Annotated in this window: 12 protein-coding genes; 9 read left to right on the top strand and 3 right to left on the bottom strand. The window is 62.9% G+C overall.

From position 1 onward, the window contains the following. From B2828_RS03335 to B2828_RS03320, 4 genes are all read left to right on the top strand, one after another. Positions 1–906 carry a glycosyltransferase family 8 protein gene (locus tag B2828_RS03335; RefSeq protein ID WP_479632266.1) on the top strand — a complete coding sequence of 302 codons (906 nt, stop codon included), beginning with the start codon at positions 1–3 and terminating at the stop codon, positions 904–906. Between the two features lie 77 nt (positions 907–983). Continuing rightward, positions 984–1,763: a ParA family protein gene (locus tag B2828_RS03330; RefSeq protein ID WP_479632265.1), complete on the top strand. Its 780-nt coding sequence runs from the start codon at positions 984–986 to the stop codon at positions 1,761–1,763. Positions 1,764–1,877: 114 nt separating this feature from the next. Further along, the gene (gene nuoB, locus B2828_RS03325) at positions 1,878–2,402 is read left to right on the top strand and encodes an NADH-quinone oxidoreductase subunit NuoB (protein ID WP_479632264.1); all 525 of its coding nucleotides are present in this window, start codon (positions 1,878–1,880) and stop codon (positions 2,400–2,402) included. Next, complete coding sequence (locus B2828_RS03320; protein ID WP_479632263.1) at positions 2,399–2,965, top strand: NADH-quinone oxidoreductase subunit C; 567 nt, start codon at positions 2,399–2,401, stop codon at positions 2,963–2,965. Before nuoB ends, B2828_RS03320 begins: the two co-directional genes overlap by 4 nt. A gap of 126 nt (positions 2,966–3,091) precedes the next feature. Here B2828_RS03320 and B2828_RS03315 read toward each other — a convergent pair whose 3' ends face one another. The 3 genes from B2828_RS03315 to rlmN form a co-directional block, all read right to left on the bottom strand. Beyond that, positions 3,092–3,451, bottom strand: coding sequence for a DUF1622 domain-containing protein (locus B2828_RS03315; RefSeq protein WP_479632262.1), 360 nt, complete (start codon positions 3,449–3,451; stop codon positions 3,092–3,094). Positions 3,452–3,645: 194 nt separating this feature from the next. Next, positions 3,646–4,044 (bottom strand): VOC family protein, encoded by a 399-nt coding sequence (locus B2828_RS03310; RefSeq protein ID WP_479632261.1) that lies wholly within the window; start codon positions 4,042–4,044, stop codon positions 3,646–3,648. A 22-nt stretch (positions 4,045–4,066) separates the two neighbouring features. After that, the gene (rlmN, locus tag B2828_RS03305) at positions 4,067–5,152 is read right to left on the bottom strand and encodes a dual-specificity RNA methyltransferase RlmN (RefSeq protein ID WP_479632260.1); all 1,086 of its coding nucleotides are present in this window, start codon (positions 5,150–5,152) and stop codon (positions 4,067–4,069) included. A 107-nt stretch (positions 5,153–5,259) separates the two neighbouring features. Between rlmN and B2828_RS03300 the strand changes: the two genes are divergently transcribed. The 5 genes from B2828_RS03300 (at position 5,260) to B2828_RS03280 (ending at position 20,430) form a co-directional block, all read left to right on the top strand. Next, positions 5,260–6,387 (top strand): efflux RND transporter periplasmic adaptor subunit, encoded by a 1,128-nt coding sequence (locus B2828_RS03300; RefSeq protein WP_479632259.1) that lies wholly within the window; start codon positions 5,260–5,262, stop codon positions 6,385–6,387. A 253-nt stretch (positions 6,388–6,640) separates the two neighbouring features. Further along, positions 6,641–10,279, top strand: a complete 3,639-nt coding sequence (locus B2828_RS03295; RefSeq protein WP_479632258.1) for an ATP-binding cassette domain-containing protein — start codon at positions 6,641–6,643, stop codon at positions 10,277–10,279. Positions 10,280–10,461: 182 nt separating this feature from the next. Further along, positions 10,462–11,994, top strand: coding sequence for an ArnT family glycosyltransferase (locus B2828_RS03290; RefSeq protein ID WP_479632257.1), 1,533 nt, complete (start codon positions 10,462–10,464; stop codon positions 11,992–11,994). 46 nt (positions 11,995–12,040) lie between these two features. After that, the gene (uvrA, locus tag B2828_RS03285) at positions 12,041–17,521 is read left to right on the top strand and encodes an excinuclease ABC subunit UvrA (protein WP_479632256.1); all 5,481 of its coding nucleotides are present in this window, start codon (positions 12,041–12,043) and stop codon (positions 17,519–17,521) included. A 44-nt stretch (positions 17,522–17,565) separates the two neighbouring features. Next, positions 17,566–20,430, top strand: a complete 2,865-nt coding sequence (locus B2828_RS03280; protein ID WP_479632255.1) for an autotransporter outer membrane beta-barrel domain-containing protein — start codon at positions 17,566–17,568, stop codon at positions 20,428–20,430. The last annotated feature ends 78 nt before the right edge of the window (positions 20,431–20,508 follow it).

Raw genomic sequence — 20,508 nt, 5'->3', positions numbered from 1 at the left:
ATGACCACCCCACACGTCGTAATCTGCACCGCCACCAATGAAACCTACGTCCTTGGCGCGGCGGCGGCGCTCGTCTCCGCAGTCCTGAACGCCCCCGAGGCCGTAGAGATCCGCGTCTACGTGCTCGATGGCGGCATGAAAGAGCGCTCCTGGCGCAAACTGGAAGCCAGCCTGAAGCGGCTGCCGCGCCCGTGCGAGATCACCCGCCTGCTCCCGAACATGCAGACCTTCGCCGGGCTGCCGCAGGACTGGGGCTCCAGTGTGATGACGTATGCGCGCCTCGCCCTGCCGAGGATGGTCAGCGAAGAGCGCATCCTGTATGTCGACGCCGACATGATCATTCAGAAGCCCTGGCGAGAAATCTGGGAAACCGACCTGGGCGAGGGGATCGTCGCCGCCGCCCCGGACATCGTCACCAAGACCCTGGGCGACGAAAAGCTCGACCTGGAAAAGTTCCGGCTCGACCCTCGGGCTCCCTACTTCCAGGCCGGGCTGCTGCTCATGGACTTGTGCCGCTGGAGGGACTTCTGCGTGAGCGAAAAAGTCCTCGCCTACCTGCGCGACAACCCCGACCACTGCCGTTACTGGGACCAGAGCGCGCTCAACGTCGTGCTCTACCGCCTCTGGAAACCGCTCCCAGTAGCCTGGAACACCCCCGCCTGGTGGGCCGACCAGGGGCGGGAAGATTGCCAGCTCGACGCCCCCGTGCTTCACTTCGTCGGTCCCCACAAGCCGTGGCTCCACGGCCACGACGCCAACCCCAGCTCCCTGCGTTTCTACGGCTACGTGGACCAGACCGGCTGGAAAGGCTGGCGGCCCAACTCCCTGCGCTTCGCGTGTAAAATGGCCAAATACCGCCTGGGCCTCGCGCTCTCCAAGGTGAGGGGAGTGCTTCGCGGAAAATAATCCTCCTTAAGAGGTCCCTCTCCTGTAATTCCTTCCTGTTCAAAGGCAAAAAACCGGCTAAGCTCGCGCACCGTTTCATGAAGATCATCGCCATTGCGAACCAAAAAGGCGGCGTCGGAAAAACCACCACCGCCGTCAACCTCGCCGCCTGTCTTGCCGCCAAGCGCAAGCAGATCCTCCTTGTAGACCTCGACCCCCAGGCCAATGCCACCTCCGCCCTCGGCGTCACCGAGACCGGCGGGAAAAGCATGTACGGCCCCTTGATCGGCCAGAGCGCCGCAGCCGACCAGATCATCGCCACCCGGTTCGCGAACCTCTGGATGATCCCCGGCGACATCAACCTGGCCGGAGCCGAAATCGAAGTCGCCCGCCAGGAGGACCACCTTCTGCGCCTGCGCAACGCCCTGGAGCCGCTGCGCGAACAAGCCCCGCTCGACTACATCGTCCTGGATTGCCCCCCCTCCCTCGGCATCCTCATGACCAACGCCCTGGCCGCCGCCGACGAAATTTTGGTCCCCATCCAGTGCGAATACTTTGCCCTCGAAGGCCTCAGTAAGATCGACAGCGTCATCCACCAGATCGCCGACGGCGGCATCAACCCCGGCCTGGCCATGACCGGGATCGTCATGACCATGTTCGACTCCCGCACCAACCTCAGCTCCCAGGTCGTCGCCGAGGTGCGCAACCATTTTGGCGATAAAGTCTACAAAACCATGATCCCCCGCACCGTCCGCCTGGGCGAAGCCCCCAGCTTCGGCAAGCCGATCATCGAATACGAGCCGATCGGGGCCGGTTCCATCGCCTACAACGCCCTGGCGAAGGAATTCATCACAAGGCACGCCGCCCAAGCCAGTTAGGCCGGAAGCCTTGCGCAGCGGCCCCCCGGGCGGTCAGGGGAAAAAATGCCGCTTGTGCTTTTTTTCACAAGTTTCAGCTTGCCCCGGAAATTCAGGGTCGTAGAGTCTCACTCCATGGTTTCTCAGACACCCGTTGTGTTCGACCCCCGGTTTGAAAACAACGTCATCATCACCAAACTTGACGAAGCGATCAACTGGATGCGCAAAAACTCGCTCTGGCCCATGCCGATGGGCCTGGCCTGCTGCGCCATCGAACTGATGGGCACCGCCTCCTCCCGCTACGACATCTCCCGGTTCGGCGCGGAAGTCATGCGCTTCTCCCCGCGCCAGAGCGATTGTATGATCGTGGCCGGCACGGTGACCTACAAGATGGCGCTGGCCGTCAAACGCATCTACGACCAGATGCCCGAGCCGAAATGGGTCATCGCCATGGGTGCGTGCGCCTCCTCCGGCGGCATGTACCGCAGCTACTCCACCTTGCAGGGCGTCGACCAGATCATCCCCGTAGACGTCTACATCTCCGGCTGCCCGCCGCGGCCCGAAGCCCTCATCGAGGGGCTCCTCACCCTTCAGCGTAAAGTGGAGACCAACCATTCGTTGCTCTCCCAGAAACGCCTAACCACCGCCAATTTGTCATGACGCTTGCCGAAGCCATTGCCGCCCTGGAGAGCCGTTTCACGGTCCTCGCCAAAAAAGAATTCCGGGGAGATTTCTCGCTCACCGTCGAGCGCACCCGCATCGCCGAGGTCTGCGAATTCGCGAAAACGGAGCTCGGCTTCGACGCGCTCAATAACCTCACTTCCGTGGACAACTTCGGCAGCGAACCTCGCTTCGAGGTCGTCTACATTCTCTACTCCATCGAAGGCAACCATTACCTGCGCCTGAAAGTGGCCGTTTCCGAGGACGCCCTCGAAGTCCCCACCGTCACGGGCGTCTGGGCCGCCGCCGACTGGTATGAGCGCGAAGTGTTCGACCTCATGGGGATCAAATTCGCCGGTCACCCCGACCTGCGCCGCATCCTGATGTGGGACGGCTACCCGTACCACCCGCTGCGGAAGGATTTTCCGCTCGCCGGGCGTCCCTCCGAAGTGCCCGACGTGGCGTTCTCGAAATCGGCCCCCCTCGAAGGCGGCCCGTTCGTCACCACGCCCTGCGCCGCCGGGTCCCGCGAACGCGAACCGCGCTCCAAGCAGATCGAGTAAGGGGCGGAAGATCAGATTTGCCGCAAAAAGCGCAAAATTCCATCGCCCTGACGCCCTCGTGCCCAAACTCCATTTGGGCACGCACTTGAGGCCGCAACTCGATTGCGGCGATCGAGCAAAGGCGCATCAGCCCTGTTTTTCCCCGCCGGGCCCGGAGGCTTTCTCCCAGGGCCAGCGGCCTTCGATCTCCAGCTCCAGCGCCGTGCTCAGGAACGTCCGGATAAGGACAATCCCCGCCAGCACCGCCACATTCGTCGGAGAAGGGGCCACGGCCACCGTCCGAATGATGTCCCCGGCCACCAGGAACTCCAGGCCAAGGAGAATCGCCCGGCCCAGGCTGCGGCGGTAGCGCAGGTAGCTATCCACGGCCTGCCGGTTGCGGAGAAAAACGCGCGTGGCGTAGAGGGCTCCGATCACAATGATGATCACGCCCCCCGTGTCCATTCCGATGCCGACCCACTCCAAGAGACCCTTGAACGAGTTCATCGCGAAAGGATCGGTTCGCGCCTGGATGGCGCGTGTAATACGACTTTAGTCAGACGCCACCCAATGGCCTTTCCTGCAAAAATATTTCACGCAAAGACGCAAAGAAGGGACGCACCTGCCTTCTTTGCGCCTTTGCGTGAGACTTTATGCCTTTTGTCTGTGTAAATCGTGTAAGCCTTGCCGCTTTCGGGCGCCTACCAGTTCACCTCGCAGTCGCCGCCGTTGAACTGGTGACTGTGGTTCGTGTATTCCTGCACCTCGAAGGCGTTCCCGTCCGGGTCCCGCACCCAGATGGCCCAGGTGCCGCAGGCCCCCATCTGCTTGCGGGTGCATTCGATCCCCTTGGCCTCCAGCTCGCTGGCAAACGCGTCGAGGTTGTCCGTTTCGAGGCTGAAATGGACCGTTTTAGCAGGCGGATTGCGCTCGAAAACTTCCAGAAAACTCCGTGCGCCGAGCGAGAAATAGACGCCGACCGGCTTTCCCTGCCGGACAAACGTAAATTTCACCGGGAACCCGAGGCCGTCCTGGTAAAAGGCAATGCAGCGCTTCAAATCGGCCGTTTCGAGGCATACGTGGGCGAGTTGTTTGATCATACGGGGGGGGATGATGATGCGGTTACGAGGCAGTTTTATCGCTCTCCTGGCTGACCTGCAAGCGAAGTTGACCGCAGGCGGCCTGAATATCCACTCCTTTTTCGCGCCGGATGGTGGCGTCGGCCCCCGTGCGCTCCAGCGCGGCCATGAAGGCGTCCTGCCGCCGCAAAGAAGGCCGTTTCCATTCCAGTCCCTGGACCGGGTTGTACGGGATGCAGTTGATCTTCGCCTCCAGTCGCCGGGCGATCCGGCCCAGCTCCGCCGCCTGCTCCAACGAATCGTTGATCCCCTCAATCAAGATGAACTCCAAGGTAATGCGCTGCTTCTTGCGGGCCACGTACTCGTCGCAGGCGTCCAGCAGCTCCGCCAGCGGCCAGCGGCGGTTCACCGGCATGATCTGGTTGCGCACCTCGTCGGTGGCCCCGTGCAGCGAGACGGCCAGGCGCAGTTGGAGGGGCTGGGCGGCCAGGTCGCGGATGCGCGGCGCAAGGCCGCTCGTGGAGACCGTAATGTGCCGCGCGCCGAGGCCGACTCCCCACGAAGCGTTGATGATCTCGATGGCCCGGATCACCTCGTCGAAATTCGAAAGCGGCTCGCCCATCCCCATGAAGACAATATTGTTGATCTTCTCGCCGCTGATCTGCTCCGCTTTGAGGAACTGCCCGACGATCTCCCCGGCGTGCAGGTTGCGCGAAAAGCCGTTCAGGCCGCTGGCGCAGAATTTGCACCCGAAGGCGCACCCGACCTGGGAGGAAATGCAGAGCGTCCGGCGGTCCGAGCCCTCGCCGTAGAGAGCGGGGGAGGCGGGGATGAGGACCGTCTCGATGAGCGAACCGTCGTGAAGGCGGAAAAGGAATTTGCGCGTCGTGTCGCCCGAGCCGAGCGTGCGCACCGGCTCCAGTGAATCGAACGCGAAGGCCGCCTCCAGCGAGGAGCGCAGCGCCGCGGGCAGATTGGTCATCTCCGCGAACGAGCGGGCCCGCTTCAGGTAGAGCCACTCCATGACCTGCTTGGCGCGGTAGGCCGGTTGGCCCAGCTCGGATAATTTCGCGCTCAGCTCGGGAAGCGTGACCGAATGGATGGGCGTCTGGGTTGGCGTGAATTTCATGGAAGAGCCCTTAATATACAGGACGCGCCGCAAAGTCGACCTTGACCAAAGATAAGCCTCCTGATAATTAGGTTAACGAATTATTAGTCGCCTAATCATTTCTCTTTATGCTTAAACGAATGCTCATCATGATCGGGACCGTCCTCCTGGTCTTTGTCGCCATTGGGGCCTACTGGTACCGGGGGATGCAGGCGAAAATCGCGATGTTCAAGTCCATGACGCCGCCGCCGACCGCCGTGACCACGACCGTGGTGAAGGGGCGCACGTGGCAGCCGGTCTTAAGCACAGTTGGCTCGCTCAAGGCGGTCAACGGCGTGCTGGTGAGCACGGATCTGGCGGGCATCGTATCCGAGATCGCCTTTGAATCGGGCAAGCCGGTGAAGAAAGGCGACCTCCTCATCAAGCTCGACACCAAGACCGAGGAAGCCCAGTTGCAGTCGGCCCAGGCGCGGCTCGATCTGGCCCGGGTCAGCCTGGAGCGCAAGAAAGATCTGCTCGCCAAGAAGGCGGCCTCGCAGGCGGATTACGATGCCGCGCAAGCCGAATCCCGCCAGGCCCAGGCGGCGGTGAACGAATCCCTCGCTACCATCGCGCGCAAGACGGTCACGGCCCCGTTCGACGGGATGCTCGGTATCCGGCAGGTCAATATCGGCCAGTACTTAAGCAGCGGCACGGCGGTGGTCCCGTTGCAGTCGCTGGACCCGATTTACGTCGAGTTTTCCATTCCCCAGGCCGATCTTTCGCAGATCGCGCTCCACAAGAAAATCCGCCTTTCCGCCGTCGGGGTGGGGGATCGGGAGTTCGAGGGGGAGATCACGGCCATCAACGCCCTGGTGGATGAGACCAACCGCAATATCCAAATCGAAGCCACCGTGCGCAACCCCGAGGGGCAGCTTCGCTCGGGCATGTTCGTGAAGGTGGAGGTGCTCTTGCCGGAGAAGACGGGCATCCTGGCCATTCCCGCCTCGTCGATCAACTACGCCCCCTATGGCGACTCGGTCTACGTCGTCAAAGAGGGAAAAACGAAGGACGGCAAGCCGGAGAAGCAGGCCGTGCAGCAGTTCATTAAGGTGGGCCCGAGCCGCGGCGACCTGATTTCGATCATCAAAGGCCTGGCCGAGGGGGATGAGATCGTCACATCGGGTGTTTTCAAACTGCGCCCGAATGCCCCTGTGCAGATCAATAACGCCGTCCAGCCCGGTAACGACGAAAAGCCGCAGCCGCCAGACACCTAGGAGTTTCACCACGGAGGGCGGAAGAGGAAGAAAAAAAGGCTTTGGTCTCACGCAAAGCCGCAAAGGCGCAAAGATAGGGAACGCCTGCCTTTGTCTTTTTTGCGGCTTTGCGCTTTTGCGTGAGAATAGAAAATCCCCCCTTTTTTCATGCCGCGTGGAGCCCCGTTCTAGCGGGGTATGGGGCTCTGGGGTGAATTCTATGCTTCTTTTCGTTTCCGATTTTCCAATTTCGTGAGAAGTTCTATCTCTTTGAATGAGTGAATTCTTGGGAAAAATCGTCGAGCGGGTCCGGGGTTACACGCCCTTTGCGCACCGCCTCAACAGCACCGCCCGGACCGTTTTCCGGCGGGCGCTGCGTACGCCCAGGACCGTCACCGAGAGCCCGAACCTGCTGCCGCTCCTGATCCAGGTGCTGGCGGCCTTCTCCAAGGTCAACGGCGAGGTGCTGGAGGAGGAAATCGACTCTTCGCTCGGCTTTCTGCGCTACGATTACCCGGAGGCCGTCTACTCCGAGCTGCGGAAACTCTTTCGCCAGGCGCTCAACGAGCAGCAGGACCTCGCCGGGATGGCCCAGAAGCTCTCCTCCCAGCTCAGCGACGACCGCAAGATCATGCTGGGCGTGCAGCTCTACGACCTCATCGCCAAGGCCGACCTGAACAAGAACGAGCAGCTCGTCAATTTCTACGCCTTCATGTCGCAGCTCGGCATGGCGGCGCAAGCCATCGACATCGTCTACCAGCTCAACGGCTCGGACGATACCGACCCCTCCATCTACCAGAAGGGGGCCTCGCCTCTGGAGTCGATCTGCTTCGGCGCGGGGCCGACGTGCGATGTGGCCATCAAGGGCCTGGCTCCCGGCGAGCGGCTCATGGCCTACCGCTATCACGAGCTGATCCTTTTCAAGAACCAGACCCAGAAGCCGGTCTTTGTGCGCAGTCGGCCGCTTGGGCCCGGCGAATTCTGCCGCGTCTACTCCGGCCAGCGCATCGTCATCGGCGAGCAGGTCTTGAGCTACCAGGACCTCGCCTGGTACTTCGACGCCAAGAAAAACGTCGTCGTCACCAGCATCTTTATCTCCATCGACGAGGACGGCGAGGTGGAGCTGGAGAAGCGCCGCAGCCGCGACTCCCGCCTGGAGGTGAAGTTCGGCCTGAAAGTGCGCGTCCGGGCGCTCAAAAACGTCGATGCCGTGCTCAACGGCGTTCTGCTCAAAGCCGGGGCGGCCACCGTGGGCACGCTGGAGGATATCATCCGGTTCCGCAACGGCTCGCAGCTCTCGCTCGATGATCTGCGGCGCAAGGCCCGCGCCTTTGGGGGGCGCTTCCAGCTCAAGGCGCACAAAAGCGAGTACCTCGTTTCCAACAACTCCTCGTTGCTGGAGGAGGACGACATCCTGCTTTCTCCCGGCACCGGCGGCGATGTCCTCCTGCGCATTCAGTGTGATTACGAAAACCGCCAGGGGCGCCTGGAGGTGCTGCAAGCCGACCGGCCCATCCTGGTCGGCGAGACGCCCGTGCGCAACTCCGCGCCGCTGGCCGACGGCGACACGATCCTGATCGACACGGGCCAAATCCTGCGGTGCGACTTCTCCGAGCGGATCATCGAGGAGGAGCGCAACATCATTTCCCAGCTCGAAGCGCGCGACCTGAGCCACCGCTTCACCCCCGGCGACACGGGCTTGGACGGCATTTCCTTTAGCATCACGCGCGGCGAGATGGTCTGCGTCATGGGGGCCAGCGGCTCGGGGAAATCGACCCTGCTGCGCGTGCTCGCGGGCCAACTCCAGCCGATGCACGGCGAGGTTCTCCTTAACAGTACGCCGCTTTACGAGGACGTCGAGAACCTAAAGCAGCACGTCGCCTACATCCCGCAGGACGACGCCTTCGACGAACACCTCACCATCGCCGAAAACCTCGACTTCGCCGCCGCCATCCGCGCGCCGCACCTTTCCGCGCGCGACCGGGCCCGGCGCATCGATACCAAGCTGGTCGAGCTGGGCTTGAGTGAGCGGCGCGACTCCATCGTCGGCTCGCCCGTGCGAAAAATCCTCTCCGGCGGCGAGCGCAAGCGGCTTAACATCGGCCTCGACATGATCGGGGGCGCGGATGTGTTTCTCTTCGACGAACCGACCAGCGGCCTCTCCTCCAAAGACGCCGAGCACGTCGTCGAGATCATTCGCTCCATGGCGCACAACAAGATCGTGCTCGTGACGATCCACCAGCCGACCTCGAAGATTTTCCAGATGTTCAGCAAGGCCCTGCTGCTCGACAAAGGGGGCAAGCTGGTCTTCTTCGGCACGCCGCACGAGATGCTGGAGTACTTCGCCGGAGCGGAGCACGAACAGCGCTTTGGCACGGAGCTGGGCGGCTGCCCGGCCTGCGGCACCACGCGGCCGGAGTTCATCTTCGACGTGCTTGAAACCCCGCTGCGCGACCTCTCGGGCGACATCATCTACGAGGAGAACAACCAGGGGCAGCTCGTCCCCGCCCGGCGGTACTCGCCCGATTACTGGCGCGACAAGTACGAATCCTTCCGCCTGCTCCAGGACGTGCGCCAGATCGCCGTGCGCAAGCAGCCCGTCCTTCAGCTTCCGGATAACTCGCTGCTGGCCTACGCCAGCGGGAAGGAGAAAATCCGTTGGCGCGACGAGTGGACGCAGTTCCAGACGCTCCTGCGCCGGGCGTTCCTAAGCAAAATGCGCAACCGGGGCAACCTGCTCATCACCATCGTCGCCGCGCCCGTCCTGGCGACCTTGATCGGCTGCGTGCTTTACTACAACGAGAGCGGCAAATACGACTTCGCCAGCGCCTACCACATCCCCACCTACCTTTTCTTCGCGCTGGTCGTCGTGATGTTCCTGGGCCTGACGAACTCGGCCGACGACATCATCCTCGACCGCGCCACGCTCCAGCGCGAGCGCAACCTCAACATCCGCCTGCCCTACTACATCGCCTCCAAGGCCTTCACGCTGGCGCTCTTCGCCGCCCTCCAGTGCGTGATGTTTACCTTGATCGGCAACGCCATCCTGGAAATTCGCGGGATGTTCTGGATCTACTTCTTTTTCAATTTCATCACGGCGTTTACCGGCGTCTGCATCGGCCTTTTTGTCTCCTCACTCGTGGCCGACGGCAAGGCGGCGGCGAACATCGTCCCGTTCATCCTCATTCCGCAGATTCTCTTGAGCGGCGCTTTGATCAAGTACGAGGACATGAACCGCAACCTGAACCTCGCCTACGCCTTCTACCGCTGGTTCGCGGTGCACCCCGACCGCGCCAAGGAGAACCCCGAAAGCTCGCTCCAAGTCCCCTTCCTGTGCGAATTCATGCCGATGCGCTGGAGCTACGAGGCGATCATCGTGGCGCAGTATAAATTAAACCCCCTCAACCGCCGCCAGGACGAGGCACAGAGGCAGATCGACGTGCTCAAGGAGAAGCTGAAAAAGCGCGGCCTCACCGAGGCGGAGACCACCCGCCTGGAGGACCTCAAGGACACCCTTGCGCTGCTCTCCGGCATGGAGGGGGAGACGCCCGAGGAGGTCAACCGGCGCTTCCGGAAGGTCGACGCGGTGCTGCGCGGCGGGCCCTTTATCCTCAAGACGCTGCGGCCGAAATCCGAGGGCGTGACCGCCGAGCGCCTCTTCGTGAACCAGAAGATTACCGACCTGGTCTCCAAGGCCGAGAGCGAGCAACTCGACTACCGGCGGCTCCCGTCGCACCGGATCAACGTCTTCTTCGGCCCGGACAAGTTCTACAACTTCAATGTCTTTGGGCGCGACCTGACCATCCACTTAAGCGTTCTGACGGTGAACACCCTGGTGATGCTCGGCTTCTCCGCCGTCTCGCTCGGGGCGCTCCACGTCAGCCTGCGGCGGCGGCTCCGGATGCAGCGGTAAAAACAAAAAAAGAATAGCCGCAAAAAGGCGCAAGAGGCGCAAAAACAGAATTAGAATTTGCGCTTTTTGCGCCCTTTTGTGGCTATTCCCTCTGCAATTTTTTGGATAATCCCCGAGGGGGCGGAACGGGGTTTTCCCGACTTGCCCATCGGCGCGGCAAAATTGTAGCCTCCGTCCCTCCCATGGACGGAAAAAATATCCTTAATGCCGCTTCCGCGCGCGATGCGGCCGCGCTGGGCTTTGGGCGGCGCGGTCGGCTCTGGGCTTGCTTGCTGGCGGTGTTTCTCGCGCTGGCTTCCGGGGCGCTGTTTTTAAGCCACTGCGGCTTCTCCGTTCGCTGCCATACCGATGAACCGGGCAAAGTGCGGCAGATTTTGCTCCGGGAACGGAATTTCAACCACCCGCTGCTGATGCTCAACACCGCCCAGGCGGTGGTTGACGCCTCGGGCCTCGCGCCCACGCCGCAGAACGTGGTCCGGGTGGGGCGGGCGGTCATCGGCGTCTTTGCGGTCGTTACCGTGCTCGCCTTTGCCGCCGCTGCCGGGGTGACTGCCGGGCCGGTGGCGGCACTGGTCTGCGGGCTCTTTTTAATGACCTCGCCGCTGCTGGTGGAGGTGGCGCACTATTTCAAAGAAGACCCGGCGATGACGATGGGCCTGGGCGTCGCGCTCCTGGGCATCGCGCTTTTCCAGAAATCGCCCACGGTGGCCCGCCTTGTGCTCATGGCCGTGGGGGCCGCGCTGGCGGCTTCCGGGAAACACCTGGGCGCGGCGGTGATCCCGTTTTGCCTTTATGCACTCGCCCGCCAGCCGAAGGAGGGCCGCCTTGCTCGAACGAAACGCCTGGCCGGGTTCCTGGCGGTGCTCCTGGGCGTTTATGCGGCGATCAATTACCAAACCGTGGGCCATCTGCTCCTTTACAAAGAGCGCATCGGGCGCGAGGTCAACCTGGTCAACCAGGGGGGCTCGGTGCCGGTTCGCAACCTGGCCCTCAGGAAGTATTGGGGAATGCTCCCGGGGAATTTTCCCTGGCCGCTCTTCTGGTTTGTTGGCTATGGCGCGTGGGTCTGGGTCCGGGAAAAACGCCAGACGTTTGGCCTTGCCGCCCTCTTTGCGGTGGCGCTTTTCCTGGCGATCTCCTCAGTGAACAAGACCGCCGGGCGCTACTTTCTCCCCGTCGATTGTGTGGCCTGCTACCTGGCCGGGGCGGGAGCTGCCTGGGCAGCGGCGAGGCCCGGTTGGCGCTGGCGGATCGCGGCCTTCTGGGTGCCGCTCCTGGCAGCGGCGGTGCTTGGCATTCCTCGGGGCTGGGAGACCAGCCGCACCTTTGAGAAAGATACGCGGCTGGAAATGGCGCGCTGGATCGAGGCCCACCTCTCCGCGAACGCCGTCATTGCCCAGGACGAGTTCGGGCAGTTCGAGTCATCGGCCCAATCCGACAGCCCCTACCGCATTCCACAGGCCCTCTTCGACGCCGGGGCCGACGTCCGATCCATCCCGCTGGTGCGCCTGGAGGCAGCCGGGGTCGGCTACGTGCTAGTGGTCAACCCGGAGGCGGCCACCGCCAAGAAAAAGAAATGGAAGCGGGCCCTAGGGGAGCCGGACGGCCCCGGGGAGACCTGGCTCGCGCGTTGCCGGAAAATCCACGAGCTCCAGGGAGGCAAATTCGTCACCAACGTCAGCCCTGACATCGCCCTCTATCGGCTACCGGAATAGTAGGCATTTCTTGCCACGAGCGCCGGTTTGGGCGACACTGGAGTGTTTGAAAAGTTCCGAACATTCCATCCAGATCCGTGGCGCACGGCAAAATAACCTCAAGGGGATCGACCTCGACCTCCCCCTGGGGAAATTGATCGTCGTTTCCGGCCCGAGCGGAAGCGGCAAGTCGAGCCTCGCCTTCGACACCCTCTACGCCGAGGGCCAGCGCCGTTACGTCGAGACCTTCAGCCCCTACACGCGGCAGTTCCTGGAACGGATGGACAAGCCGCAGGTGGACGAAATCCGCGGCATCCCGCCTGCTATCGCCATCGACCAGTCCAACGCCGTGCGCACCACGCGCTCGACGGTCGGCACGATGACGGAGATCAACGATTACCTGAAACTCCTCTTTCCGCGCGTCGCCGAGGCATTCTGCCCGTCGTGCGAACGCCCCATTCGCCCGGAAAACGCCTCGACCGTCGTGGCGCAAGCCTTTGCGGAGGGCGCGGGGCTCGCGGCGCTGGTCACCTTCGGCATTCCCGTGCCCGCGGGGACCAAGGCGGCTGATTTCTTCAAATTCCTCCAGGGCCAGGGCTACCTGCGCGTCTGGATCGACGGGAAAGTTCTCCGCACCGACGAGGCGGGCCCGGCGCGGCTCCCCGCCATTGTCCGGGTCATCCAGGACCGCGTAACGATCAATGAGGAAAACCGGGCGCGGCTTTTCGAGGCCATCGAAACAGCGCTGCGCTTCGGCAAAGGGCAGATCGCCCTTATCGCTGACGGCAAAATCTATCCCCACTCCACCGGCTGGCATTGCGCCCATTGCGACCTGCACATTACCCCGCCGAGCCCGGGACTCTTCAGCTTCAACAGCCCCATCGGCGCCTGCCCCACGTGCAAGGGGTTCGGGCGCGTCATCGGGCTGGACTACGAACGGGCCGTTCCCGACCGCAGCCTCACGCTCAAAGAAGGCGCCGTGAAGCCCTTTCAGACCGAGAGCGCGCAAGAGTGCCAGCGCGACTTGATGCGCGCCTGTGCCGAAAAGGAAGTGGACGTCAACGTTCCCTTCGCCGAGCTGCCCAAGGCCGATCAGGATTTCGTTTTCTACGGTGACGACGACCAGCTCAACGCCGAGGATCTTTGGCGCAACGGCCGCTGGTATGGCATTCGCGGGTTCTTCTCCTGGCTCGAATCCAAGACGTACAAGATGCACATCCGGGTGCTCTTGAGCCGCTACCGCAGCTACACTACTTGCCCGGATTGCCACGGCGGCCGCTTCCAGCCCGAGACGCTCCATTTTCGCCTCGCGGGCCACACCCTTCCCGGCCTGATGGCGCTGCCGGTGGACGAACTGCTTTCCCTTCTGGCTCCCAAGCCTGCCGGGGAGGACGCCACCACTGCGATGCTGCGCGGGGAGGTATGCGCGCGCCTGCGCTACCTCAACGAAGTGGGCCTGAGCTACCTGAGCCTGGAGCGCCCCACGCGTACGCTGAGCGGCGGCGAGGTGGAGCGCGTGAACCTGACCACCTGCCTCGGGGCCTCGCTCGTAAACACCCTTTTCGTCATGGACGAGCCAACCGTGGGCCTGCACCCGCGCGACGTGGGCCGCCTACTGGATGTGATGCGGGATTTGCGCGACCGGGGCAACACGCTCGTGGTCGTTGAACACGAGGAGGCCGTGCTGCGGGCCGCCGATCACCTGGTGGAGATCGGCCCGGGACGCGGCGAGGGGGGCGGTGAGCTGGTCTTTAGTGGCCCGCTCTCCAAGCTCAAGGGCACGCTCACGGGCGATTACCTCACCGGCAAGAAGTCGATCCCGGTGCCGTCGCTCCGTCGCGAGCCGAAGGGCTGGCTGAAAGTCGAAGGCGCTTCGCAGAATAACCTTCAGCGCATCGACGCGGCCTTCCCGCTGGGCGTTTTCGCCTGCGTTACGGGCGTTTCCGGCTCGGGAAAAAGCACGCTCGTTCACGAAGTGCTTTACCGCAATTTGCAGAAGCTGCGCGGCACCCTCGAAGGCGAGGAGCCGGGGACCTGCCGCCGGATCGTGGGAGCGGATGGCGTCGGTAGCGTCGTGATGGTCGATCAGTCGCCGCTTTCGCGCACACCGCGTTCGAGCCCCATTGTTTACCTGGAGCATTTCGACACCGTGCGCGAGTGCTTCGCCATGCTGCCCGACGCCATGGCCGCCGGGATGACCGCGAGCTCTTTTTCGTTCAACTCCGGCACGGGCCGCTGCGAACGCTGCTCGGGCATGGGTTTTGAGAAGATCGAAATGCAGTTCCTGAGCGATCTTTATGTGCGCTGCCCGGAGTGCGACGGCAAGCGCTACCAGCCGCACGTCCTGCGCATCCGGCTGCGCGGCAAGTCGATCGCCGATGTGCTCGAAATGACCGTGACGGAGGCCATCGCCTTTTTCGGAGCGGAGACCGCCGCGCCGATTCGCTCGATGGTCAACTCGCTCAAGCTGCTGGAGGAAGTGGGCCTCGGCTACCTGGGCTTGGGCCAGCCGCTCAACATTTTAAGCGGAGGCGAATCCCAGCGGCTCAAGCTTGTCGAACACCTGGCGCGCGGCATGCGCGAGGCGGCGCAGGGCGACGGCAAGGGCTCGCTGCTCATTCTCGACGAACCGACAACCGGACTGCATTTCGACGACGTGGCGCAGCTCCTGCGCGTCTTCGAACGCCTGGTGGAGCAGGGGAATTCGCTGCTCGTCATCGAGCACAATCTCGAAGTCATCAAGAGCGCCGATTACGTGCTCGACCTCGGCCCCGAGGCGGGCGTGGGCGGCGGGTTCGTCGTCGCCGAGGGGACGCCGGAGCAACTCGCGGAGGCCGCTGGTTCCCACACGGGCGCGGCCTTGAAAGAGGTGCTTGGGAAACGACGCGGAGCCGCGGGGACCCGGAAACCGGCAGAGAAAAAAGCCGCCCGCGTGGCCGCTACCTGCTCTGCCATCGCCGTGCATGGCGCGCGCGAGCATAATCTCCAAAACATCTCGCTCGAAATCCCGCGCGATCAGCTCGTCGTCGTCACGGGCCTGAGCGGTTCGGGCAAGAGCACGCTCGCCTTCGATATTCTTTTCGCCGAAGGCCAGCGGCGTTTCCTCGACAGCATGTCGGTCTATGCGCGGCAGTTTGTCGAGCAGCTGGAGAAGCCGGACGTGGACCTGGTAACGGGCCTGCCTCCCGCCGTGGCCATCGAGCAGCGCGTCACCCGCGGCGGCGGCAAATCGACCGTCGCCACCGTCACAGAGGTCTACCATTTCCTGCGGTTGCTCTACGCCAAGCTCGGCGTGCAGTATTGCCCGGATTGCCAGCTCCCGGTGCAGAAACAGAGCTTCGCCGCGCTGCTGAAAACCGCCGAGTCCGTCGTGCGTAAAGGCGGCGGAGGGACCGTGCGCGTGCTGGCCTCGCTCGTCAAAGGGCGCAAAGGCTTCCACACCGAACTGGCCCGCTGGGCCGCGCGCGAGGGCTACCAGGAGCTGGTCGTCGACGGGCGCTTGATGCAGGTCGCCGATTTCAAAAAACTGGAGCGCTTCCGCGAGCACACCATCGACGTCGTCGTGGGCCAGCGCCATTCGCCCGGGCGGATCGAACAGATTCTGCGCCGCGCGCTGGAGATCGGCAAAGGCACCGCCAAGCTGCGCGATCATCACGGTAAAATCACCGTGCTCAGCTCCGAGATGAGCTGCCCCGGCTGCGGCCAATCCTTCGAGGAACTCGACCCGCGCCTTTTCTCCTTCAACTCGCCGCACGGCTGGTGCGAGCTTTGCCACGGCTTCGGCGAAGTCTGGGAAGGCCCGGCAGCGGAGGCCGAATCGGCGCTCGAAGCCGAGATGGACGAAGAGCGCCGCCACGAATGGCTCGAAGAAGGCGAAGCGCAAATTTGCCCCGAGTGCCACGGCGCGCGCCTCAACGAACTGGCCCGCAACGTGCGCCTCCAGAACCGAACCCTCGGCGACCTCGTGCAAATGCCCGTGAAGGAAGCCCTCGCGGAGGTGGAGCGCCTGAAATTCGTCGCGCGGGAGAAGGTCATTGCCGCCGACATCATCCCGGAGATCCGCCAGCGCCTGGAATTCATGGGGCGCGTCGGGCTTGATTACCTGGGCCTGGGCCGCAGCGCCAAGACCCTCAGCGGCGGCGAGTCGCAGCGCATCCGGCTCGCGGCGCAGCTTGGCTCCAACCTGCGCGGCGTCCTCTACGTGCTCGACGAGCCGACCATCGGCCTGCACCCGCGCGACAACGACCGCTTACTGGATACGCTCGAAGCTCTGCGCGCGAAGGGCAATTCGCTGGTTGTCGTAGAGCACGACGAGGAGACCATGCGCCGTGCCGATACCATCATCGACCTCGGCCCCGGCGCGGGCATGCGCGGCGGCAAGGTTGTCGGCATCGGCACGCTCGCCGACTTGAAGCGCAACCCGGATTCCCAGACCGGCCGCTGCCTGCGCGAGCCGCTCCGGCACCCGATGCGCGGCGCGCGCCGACCGCTGGCGGAAGCGCCCGGCTGGCTCGAAGTCACCGGCGCTCGCGCCAATAACCTGCAATCCGTCGACGTGCGCATCCCGCTCGGGCGGCTGACCGTCCTCACGGGCATTTCCGGCTCGGGCAAGAGTTCCTTCATGCGCGGCGTCCTGCGGCCCGCCCTGGAGAGCAAACTCAAAAAAGGCGCGAGCGGCAGCCACGAGAAATTATTCGATACGATCAAAGGCGCGGACAAAGTCGAGACGGTCTACGAAGTCGACCAGTCGCCCATTGGCAAAACCTCGCGCTCCACCCCCGCGACCTACATCAAGGTCTTTGACGAAATCCGCAAGCAATTCGCCGCGCTGCCCCTCTCGCGCATGCGCGGCTACACCGCCTCCCGCTTTTCCTTCAACGCGGCGGGCGGCCGCTGCGAAACCTGCGCCGGCCAGGGCGTCATCAAAGTGGAGATGAACTTCCTCCCTGCGAGCTACATCCCGTGCTCCGACTGCAAAGGCAAGCGTTACAACGCCGCCACGCTGGAGGTCCTCTACAACGAAAAGAGCATCGGCGACGTCATGGACATGACGCTGGAAACGGCAGCGGAATTTTTTGCCGCCAACCCGAAGATCGCCCGGCCCCTCTCGCTGCTTTGCGACACCGGCCTGGGCTACCTCAAGCTCGGCCAGCCGAGCCCGACCCTCAGCGGCGGCGAGGCCCAGCGGCTCAAACTGGTGAGCGAATTGACCCGGGGCGTCACCCGCGCGGCCAACGACCGCATCCGCCGCCAGCGCACGCCGAAATCGACCGTCTACCTGCTTGAAGAGTCGACCATCGGCCTGCACATGGCCGACGTGGAGCGGCTCCTGGACGTCCTCCACCGCCTGGTCGACGACGGCCAGACCGTGATCGTCATAGAGCACAACCTCGACCTCATCGCCGAGGCCGACTACGTCGTTGATGTCGGCCCCGAAGCGGGTCCCGAGGGCGGGAAAGTGGTCGCTGCCGGGACGCCGGAGGAGGTCGCCAAGAATAAAGAGAGCCGTACCGCGCCGTTTTTAAAGGCCGCGCTTAAGGGGAAATAAGCGTTGCGAAACTGGGGATGCTCAAGTAGTACATTGAGCTTCTCATGAAATGGATTTCATTTGGCACCCTCTTTTTGGCGTTTTGTACCACGGCAGGTTTCGCGGATCTGGTTGCGCCCGCGGATACGATCACCTATATCAGTTCGTCCAGCGCCACGAGCATCGTCATTGAATCAAACGGCGTAGCTCAGTTGCAGCTTCCTTCATGGGGTGTGTTGAGCTCCACGGTAGCCAACAGCGGCATTCTGGCCGACTTTTCCTCTTATACTTCCAGCATTAGCGGAGCTGTGAGCGGAACGGGGACGTATTATAAAGGAGGCGAGGGGACGACGATTCTTACCGGCAGCAGCACCTATTCCGGCTACACGATCGTCAATGCCGGAGTTTTGCAGACGGGAACATCCAATACGCTTTCCCATCAGTCTGCCGTGTTTGTTGGGACCAGCGGCACGCTCGATCTGAGTGGCTTTCAGCAGTCCGTCGGGTCCATTTCCGGCGGCGGTACGATTTTACTGGGTACCGCCGCGCTTCCGGCAAACGCCGGTTTGGTAACCCTGGGCGGATCTATTTCGACCGGCGCCAATAGCGTGGTGGGGGCCGGAGCGGCTTCCGGAGCCGTGTTGATGATTGGATCCATAAAAAACGGAACCTCAACGTATTCGCTGGGCACCGGCTATACGATTTCTGGCAGTGGAGGGCTCGGCCTGATCGCGGTGGGGGGAACCACCGGGCAAACCGGCACGGGTGTAGGCTCCGGCGGCACTCTTACCATCAATCCCGGGACCGGCAGTGCCGATGTCATTTCGCTGGGGTGCGCTACACTAAGTGGTTGGAACTCAGCCCTCACCTCGGGATCATTGGTTTACTCGTCCACAAACCTGAATATTTCCATTAGAGCGACGCTCACCGGTACGTTGAACTTTGGCGCTTTGTCCTCTGGAACGCTTACGAACGCAAGCGGCGGCACGTTGTTGCTGAACGGAACTTATGCGCTCTCCAATGGATTGTCCGTATCGTGGAGCGGAACCGGGACTGATTATCTCTTAACCCAGATCAACGGTACCACGATCACCGGGAGCGCCACCTTGACCGGTTCGTCGCTGGCGGTTTCCGGGGCGCCGCAGCGAATGATGCGTGCCGCTTTATTGCCCACCTTGAGCGGCTCCGACAGCGTTCTGGTGACCGGTTACGATAACCAGAATACCGTTTATTCCGGCACGATCAGCGGCAATGGCCAGATCGTCAAAACCGGCACGGGCACCTGGAATTTCACCGGCCTTAACACCTCGCCCGGAATGACCACCGTAGCCGATGGGGCGCTGCTGGTGAACGGCACTGTTTCCGGCGATGTTTTCGTCTGGGGCGGCTACCTGGGCGGCAGCGGGGTGATCGGCGGGAGTGTTCTGAATGAATCTGTGGTCAGTCCGGGAAATTCGCCGGGCACGCTGACCATCGCGGGTGACTATGCCCAAGCCTCCACGGGTTACTTGCTCATCCAGATTGCCTCCACCAGCGTCTACGACCGCCTTGTCGTTGGCGGCAAGGCCTACCTCGACGGTAACCTGGTCGTCCAATATCTGGACGGTTTTACCCTGAAGCGGGGCGAGACATTCTCATTCCTTACCGCGGCGGGTGGCGTCTCCGGAAGCTTTTCCCAAATCTTCTTCTCCTCCAATTACCTCCTGGGCCTCGGCGTCACCGTGAACGGAACCACCGTCAGCCTGGACGTCGTGCAGGGCTCCTTTGCCAAAGACATCCCCGGCTTGACGTCGAACGAGAAAGCCGTCGCCTCCGCGCTCGACAAGGTGGTAAACCGCTCCAGCGTTTCCGGGTTGATCGACAAACTCGATGCCATGACCCTCTCCTCCATCCAGCGCGCGCTGGACAAGATCGCCCCCACTGATTTGCTGCCAATGTTCGATGCCAGTTTCGCCTCGGCAGACGTGCAGATGGACAACATCGAACGCCGCTTGGAGGAAATCCGCGCCGGATGGGTAGGGGCCAGCTCCGCGGGGCTTCATCTTGGCAACCAGCCTGCCGCCGTGGGAGAAACGCTCGACGCGAAAGGAAAAACCGTCTACCCGGCCGGGTTGAGCGACCGCTGGGGGTTCTTCGCCAACGGTTCCGGCGAATTTGTGGACACCGAGAGTTCGTCGGCTGCCCATGGGGCCGACCTGCAAACAGCGGGCGTCTCCGCTGGGGCCGACTACCGCCTGGGGGATCACGCCGTGATCGGGGCCATGGCCGGTTACGCCAACACGACAGGCAACGGGAGAACGGAAAACTCCGTCCAGACCGACAGCGGCAAACTGGGCCTCTTTGGCAGCGTCTTCGGGAGCGGCTTCTTCGCCAACGCCGCCTTGGGCGGTGGCCTGGAAAGCTACGACACCAAGCGGGATACCGTTGGCGGCACCACCCGGGGCAGCACCGACGGCACCGAGTTCGACGCCGCGCTGGGCACCGGCTACACCTACCAAAAGAACGGACTGAGCCTCGGGCCCATTGCCTCCCTTCGTTACGACCAGGTGGCGTTCGACAGCTTCACCGAGCGCGGCTCCCTTGCTCCGTTGCGCTATCCCGACCAAAGCGAGGCCTCCCTGCGCTCGCTGCTGGGCGTCCAGATCGCCTACCTCATTGAGGCGGGAAGCGTGGGGATTCGCCCCCAAGTGCGCGCCCAATGGAAGCACGAGTACCTTGATGCTGCGCGTTCCATCGGCGCGAGCTTCCTGCCGGGCGGCGGATTTGTCGTTTCCGGGCCGGCTACGGGGCGCGACAGCCTCCTGCTCGATGCCGGATTGGGCGTCCAGTTGAGCCCTCGGCTCAGCGTCGGCCTTTTCTATACCGGCGATCTGGGGCGCGAAAACTACGGAGCCCAGAGCGTCAACGGTAGCGTAGACTTCCGTTTTTAGGGCTGTTTTTCTCTGGAAATTGCTCCATTTTGTCTCAATGCGATTTTCCCGAAAAATAACTGAGACATTTCTACCCGG

The organism is Spartobacteria bacterium UBA695, from assembly GCA_002298145.1.
Taxonomy (GTDB): Bacteria; Verrucomicrobiota; Verrucomicrobiia; order Chthoniobacterales; family Chthoniobacteraceae; genus UBA695.
This window is presented reverse-complemented; position numbering and strand designations above follow the sequence as displayed.